This is a genomic window from Burkholderia sp. Bp9142 (assembly GCF_003853415.1).
In the GTDB taxonomy this organism is placed as follows: Bacteria; Pseudomonadota; Gammaproteobacteria; order Burkholderiales; family Burkholderiaceae; genus Burkholderia.
In genome coordinates, this window is record NZ_QTPP01000011.1 from 217,208 (window position 1) to 223,207 (window position 6,000).

The window sequence follows — 6,000 nt, forward strand, 5'->3', positions numbered from 1 at the left end:
CTTGTTCACGCCGGTACGCGTCAGAAGTAGGGAGTGCCGTCCATCCCCATGGGTAAATCCCCCCCAGTTGGGCCATGCCGCGATGGAGGGTGTTCACATATGGTCGTCGTCGTTCAGCGCGAGTACGCCGATGTCGATCGCGAAGTGGACCAGGCCGGTCAGGTTCGCGATGCCGAGCTTGCGCATGAGATTGGCACGGTGCTTGTCCACCGTTTTCGGACTGACCTTCAGGCACTCGCCGACCTGCCGGCTCGTGTGCCCCTCGACGACGAGGCGCAACACCGTGCGCTCGCGATTCGTCAGCGCATTCCACAATCGCGCCTTGTGCACGTTCGCGTCGCGCAGCCCGTGCAGGCCGGCGCGGGCCCGATACGCGTCGAGGCTGACCACGCACTTGCCCTGCATCACGAAGCGCATCTCGCGAACCAGGTCGGCGAACGGTGAATCCTTGACCACGTACCCGTCCGCGCCGGCGGCAAACGCTTCCCTGACGTTGTCTTCGCTGTGATGAACCGTGAGGACGATGATCCGCGCATGCGGCACGTCGCGCTTGATCGTCGCGATCGCTTCGAAGCCGCTGCCGCCCGGCATGGACAGATCCATCAGGATCAGGTCGGGCCGCGTCTTCTCGGCGAGACGGCAGGCCTCGACCCCGCCGCTCGCCGCGCCGACGATGCAGTAGTCGGCCAGCTCGGCAACCAGATGACTCAGGCCGACTCGCAACAGATGCTGGTCCTCGACGATCAGCACACGATGCTTGTTCTCCAATTTCGACGCTCCTTGCAGAGACGCGCTAGTTGGACGCAACGACGTCTCGATAGGCGGCGAGCAGCTCGGTCGGCGTCGCGAAGCCGTCGATACGCAGCCACGGCTGGCCCGGCGCGGCCCGCACGAACGTCACCGGCGTGTGGTTCATCTTGTCGCCGCGATACACGTTGAACGCGCGTTGCGCCGCGACGCTCGCATCGACGGTACCGGTGTAGTGCTGCCATTCGGGGCCTGCACCGAAGCGTGCCGCGTAGGTCCTGAGCCGCTCGGGCGTGTCCGCCTCCGGATCGATCGAGATCGACATGATGTGCACCTTGTCGCGGTCGGCGCCGAGTTCGCCCTGCAGCTGCTCGAGCGTCTGGCTGATCATCGGGCAGATGGTCGTGCAACTGGTGTAGATGAACGTCAGGATCACCGGCCGGCCGTCGTCCAGTTCCTTGACCAGCGAGACGGCCTGACCGTCGTCGCGCACGAGCTGGACCGACGGCGCGGCATACTCGACCATCGTGTGCACGGTGCCCGGCATCACGGCGTGATGCATGTGCATGCCGGCGGCTTCGGTCGCCCCCTCGGTCATGGGCGAGTCGGCTTTGCTCACCGCGCTCTCGGTGGGTGCGGCCGGTACGTGCTCCGTGGGGGTTCCGGTGGCAGGCTCCGTGGCGGGCGGCGTCGCCGGCTCGGCAGCCGGCTCCGTCGCATGCTCCGCGGCGGGCTGCATCGCGGGCTCGGTAGCCGGCTCCGTCGGGTGCTCCGCGGTGTGCGTCGCCGCGCTGTCGGCGGCACTCCCGTCGGCGCTGTCGGCGGCGTTCGTGACGGGATTGTCGACACCGTTCTGCATGTCCTTTCCCATCATGCTCGCGCTGGCATCCGGCGCGGCATTCTCCGTGACGCTCGCGTTCGCGGCGGCGTTCTCGACGGCATTCTCGGCGACCGCACCGCCGGCATTCTCGATCGCGCCGCCATCGGTCACACACCACGCGGGCGTCGCGGCAAGCGCGACGCCCGCGACCACGAACGCGCCCATCGTCGATCTTGCGATCCTGTTCATACCAGCCTCCCTGACACGCGCCCAGACAGCGGACAATTCCGCGCCCCGCCAATGCAGTGTCATGAATCTGATCGCGAGCGTCATGGGATGACGCCCCCCAAAGGCCGGTAGGACATGCCCGCTTGCCAGGATTCCCCACTGCACGCGGCAGGTATTTCCCTATGGCGGACGCGCGAAATCCCCATGTTGCGGCCCGAGTCGGTCACGTCCTAGAATGATCGAAACTTTACGGTTTCCTGAAAACTGCGCCTCGGGAGCCACCATGACTGAACGCCAGCCCGAAGGGCCACGGATCAGGCTGCTCGATCTGATCGACGCGATGCGCAAGCTGCGCAGTGCGCTTCGTCCCGACGATCGCCGCACCGCTATCGTCACCGATGCACGTGGCGCGGCGCTCGCCATACTTGCCGACGACGGCACCTTCGTATCGGTGAATCGCAGTGCCGCGGCGCTGTTCGGGTACAGGACCGCCGAACTCGTCGGCCTGCATCTATTCGACCTGGCGCCCGACGACGCCCACGCCGAGCTGGCAAACGAACTGTCCACGAGCGCCGCCCTTCAGCATCATTCGTTCACGGCGATGCTCAGCGGGCGAAGCGGCCATCCCGCGCGATTCGTCGTACATCAGCAGGCGCTTCCCGACACACACCTGTCGCTGACGCTGTTCGAGGAACCGTCGACGCCCGAGCCCGAACGGCGCGGCGCCGCGGCGAACGATGCGGGCGTGCATGCCCGCCACACGTATCTGCTGATGGGCCAGCAGAAGGAACGACATCGGCTTGCCGCGGAATTGCACGACGGGCTCGGCCAGGCACTGACACTCATCAAGCTGATGAATGAGGACGCGCTCATGCGCATTCGCCGCGGCGAGATTGTCGACGCGACGAATCTGCTCGACGTCGCCGTGTTGCGGATCCGCGAGACGATCGGCGAAGTGCGCCAGATCTGCGGCGAACTGAAGCCGCCCATGCTCGACAGGCTCGGGCTGCCGGCCGCGCTCGCCTCGCTGTGCCGCCACATCGAGCGCGACGCGAACCAGCTGTCGGTCGAGTTCAATTGCGACGTCGACGACGACGACATTCCGGATCATCTGAAGGCGGACATGTTCCGGGTCGCGCAGGAGGCGCTGCATAATGTCGTCAAGCATGCGCAGGCCACCGAAATCCTGATCGGCCTGCAACACGACGCGGGCGGCCTGCTGCTGACGATCGACGACAACGGTGTCGGCTACGAGCGTCACCCGCTTTCGACGGACGACGCGCGCGCGGCGGGGCTCGGGCTGATCGGCATGCAGCACCGCATCGAGTCGCACGGCGGCACGTTTGCGATCCGGTCGTCCGCCACGACGGGTACGCGGGTCTCGGCAACCTGGCCGCTCTGACCTGCAGCCGCGCTCAGCGCTTCGCGCTGCCTGCCGGATAGTCGTCCAGCCGCGCGACTGCGTCTGCCCCTCCGTCGACGACCGGGTGCGCCGGCACGTCGTCCACGTTCGGTTCCGCGCATTTCGCCGCCAGCGTGGTCAACAGCCCCATGTTCATCGCGACGAGCACCAGCTCCGTCAGATTCGCGAGATGGAGCTTGTGCATCATGCTCGCCCGATACTTCTCGATCGTCTTCGGGCTCAGGTTCAGGTACTGGCCGACCTGCCGGTTGGTACGCCCTTCCGCGATCAGTTTCAGTACGCTGCGTTCGCGCGCGGTCAGGATGTCCCAGGCCTTTTTCGGCGCGGGCATTTCGCGACCGGTCACGAACGAGTCGACCATGTAGCCGTACACATCCGCACTCAGGTGCTTCTTCCCCTGCATGACCATGCGCATCGCGAGCAGCAATTCGTCAAACGAAACGTCCTTGAGCACGTAGCCGTCGACGCCCGCGCGCAGTGCCTCGCGCACGTATTCCTCGTTCTGATGCACCGTGAGCACGACGATCCGGATGGCCGGCGTTCGACGCTTGATCGTCGCGCTCGCATCGATGCCGTTCATCCCGCGCATCGACAGATCCATCAGGATCAGATCCGGCGCGAGCGTCATGGCTTGATGGCATGCTTCCTTGCCGTCCCGCGCTTCGCCGACGACTTCGTATTCGCCTTGTGCGCAAAGCATCGACCGGAGCCCGTTTCTCAGCAGATCGTGATCCTCTGCAATGATCACGCGATATTTGGTGTTCACGACTCCCCCCCAAGTTTTCCCGCGCTTGCACCACATCGGACCTCGATGCCCCGATTGCACGGTGCCGGACGCTTTTTCTGATGCTTTCCTCGGTCCGGCCTGGTGGCCCGCCTCGCGAGCGACTGGCCACGCCCGTCGTCCGAGCAAGGTTCGCGCCACCGCGCCGCGTGCCAGCGCCCGCGCCGGGCACATGCCTGCGGAAACGTCGCGCAATGGCGGGAATGTTGCAGGGTTGAATCGATTGGGCGTGCGCGTCGCATCCGTAGGACTACGGATGGCGGGACTATCCGATCGCTTCCGCATGACAGGAAACGATTTCTTCTGCAACAACGGTTGCATTGAGCAGAAAACAACCGGTCCGCGTAAGGATTGTCAACTTCATCGGATTACCGCCCGCTACCGGCGATTACTTGTGTAACAGTTTTGCAGCGCCGCCGCGGGGCGTCTCGTCCGGCATCGAAGTGTAGGAGGGTGCCCCATTGTCGATGCGATGACCCGGCCACGACAATGCAGATGCAGGAGGCCATCAATATGCACCGCCGCCGTTCATCCGGATTGTGCGAGACCGTCATTGCCGCATGCGTGGGATTCGGCTCGGCATGGTCATGCGCCGCACACGCGCAGATCTTCGGCACGGTGGCGAGCAACGGGGTCATCGTCCTGACCAACGTGCCCGGCACGGCCAATCTGAAAGTGATCGTCGCGGCCGCCCGGCCGGCCGAATCCGCGACGAAGCGGGCCATGCCGAAACGGGCTGTCGCGTCGTCGTTCGCGGACGTGATTGCCGAGGCGAGTCGGGCGTTCAATGTTCCGCCCGAACTCCTGCGCGCCGTGATCGACGTCGAATCGGGATACAACCCGAAGGCGGTATCGGACAAAGGCGCGCTCGGGCTCATGCAGTTGATGCCGGAAACGGCGCGGCGCTTCTCGGGCGGCGACATGTTCGATCCACGTGACAACGTGCTGGCCGGCGCACGGTATCTGCGCTTCCTGCTCACCCTGTTCAACGAGAACGTCGAGCTCACGCTCGCTGCCTACAATGCCGGAGAGAACGCCGTGATTCGGGCCGGGTATCGCATCCCGTCGCTGCCGCAGACGCGCGAGTACGTGCCGCGCGTGCTCGCGCGCTACAAACGGCTGCTCGCCGCGAGTTGAAACACGCGAGACTCGCGGCGGCCTGCACGCGGCAATGCCGCCTGCGTCGCGTGCACGACGCGTTGCCCGGCGCCATGAAACGATGGCGTCCGGCAACGCGTAGCGCGCCGGCGTTCGGCCGGCCGACGGTTCATGGAAAGGCCGGGACGGTCGGGTCTTCTCCCTGCAGATGCGCATCCGTATGGTGAAGCTTGATCGTGTCCTCGATCTCGTGAACGCGGTCGGTCGGAACGTCGATCATCAGCAGCAGTTCACCGTGCTCGATGCCGTCCTCGAAGCGCTTCAGGCGCGTGCTGGGCATGTCGACGCCGATCATCGTCGCCACCCATGCACCGAAGGCCGCACCGAACAGCGTGATCGCCACGACGACGCCGCCGCCGATCGGCAAACCCGCGGGCGGGAACACCAGAAGGATCAGCCCCAGCAGCATGCCGGTCGCAAAACCGACGACGGTGCCGCGCGCGAGCGACGGCAAAAGGTCGCTGCGTTGCACCAGCGTCGCTTCCGGCAAGCCGTCGCGCAAGACATCGTGATTCGCGATGCAATGGATATGCCGCCACTCGATTCGAAGCGACAGCAGTTCGCCGACGACCGACTGCGCGCAGTGCGCCGTCGGCACCAGGAAATAGACACGTCTCATGGCAGTTCCTCCTACGTCACACCCGCAATGCGGCGATGCTCGTCAGGACATTCTTGCCCGGCATGCCTCCGGCTTGTAGGGGTAATGCCCGCCGAAGTGCATGGGTAGAACACGGTAGGCACGCCGCACGCGCTTCAGAGTTGTCCGTAGCTGTGCAGCCCGGACAGGAACATGTTGACGCCGAGGAACGCGAACGTCGTCACGAGCAGGCCCGTGAGCGC

The 6,000-nt window shown here is 65.3% G+C and carries 6 protein-coding genes; 2 read left to right on the plus strand and 4 right to left on the minus strand.

Features of this window, described 5'->3' with window-relative positions:
* Positions 1 to 93 precede the first annotated feature (93 nt).
* Together DIE22_RS15470 and DIE22_RS15475 are read right to left on the minus strand one after the other, a co-directional pair.
* Positions 94 to 768 carry a response regulator transcription factor gene (locus tag DIE22_RS15470; RefSeq protein WP_124499501.1) on the minus strand — a complete coding sequence of 225 codons (675 nt, stop codon included), beginning with the start codon at positions 766 to 768 and terminating at the stop codon, positions 94 to 96.
* Between the two features lie 25 nt (positions 769 to 793).
* A complete protein-coding gene (locus DIE22_RS15475) occupies positions 794 to 1,366 on the minus strand; it encodes an SCO family protein (protein WP_409410194.1) in 573 nt (190 codons plus the stop codon).
* 712 nt (positions 1,367 to 2,078) lie between these two features.
* Between DIE22_RS15475 and DIE22_RS15480 the strand changes: the two genes are divergently transcribed.
* Complete coding sequence (locus DIE22_RS15480) at positions 2,079 to 3,197, plus strand: ATP-binding protein (RefSeq protein WP_124499500.1); 1,119 nt, start codon at positions 2,079 to 2,081, stop codon at positions 3,195 to 3,197.
* A gap of 13 nt (positions 3,198 to 3,210) precedes the next feature.
* Here DIE22_RS15480 and DIE22_RS15485 read toward each other — a convergent pair whose 3' ends face one another.
* A complete protein-coding gene (locus tag DIE22_RS15485; RefSeq protein ID WP_124499499.1) occupies positions 3,211 to 3,984 on the minus strand; it encodes a response regulator transcription factor in 774 nt (257 codons plus the stop codon).
* A gap of 531 nt (positions 3,985 to 4,515) precedes the next feature.
* On the opposite strand from DIE22_RS15485, the gene DIE22_RS15490 reads away from it, so the two are divergent.
* Entirely contained in the window at positions 4,516 to 5,139 is a 624-nt protein-coding gene (locus tag DIE22_RS15490; RefSeq protein ID WP_124499606.1) for a lytic transglycosylase domain-containing protein, read from the plus strand.
* A gap of 130 nt (positions 5,140 to 5,269) precedes the next feature.
* Here the strand turns inward: DIE22_RS15490 and DIE22_RS15495 are convergent, their stop codons facing one another.
* The gene (locus DIE22_RS15495) at positions 5,270 to 5,779 is read right to left on the minus strand and encodes a DUF1269 domain-containing protein (protein WP_124499498.1); all 510 of its coding nucleotides are present in this window, start codon (positions 5,777 to 5,779) and stop codon (positions 5,270 to 5,272) included.
* Positions 5,780 to 6,000: the final 221 nt, after the last annotated feature.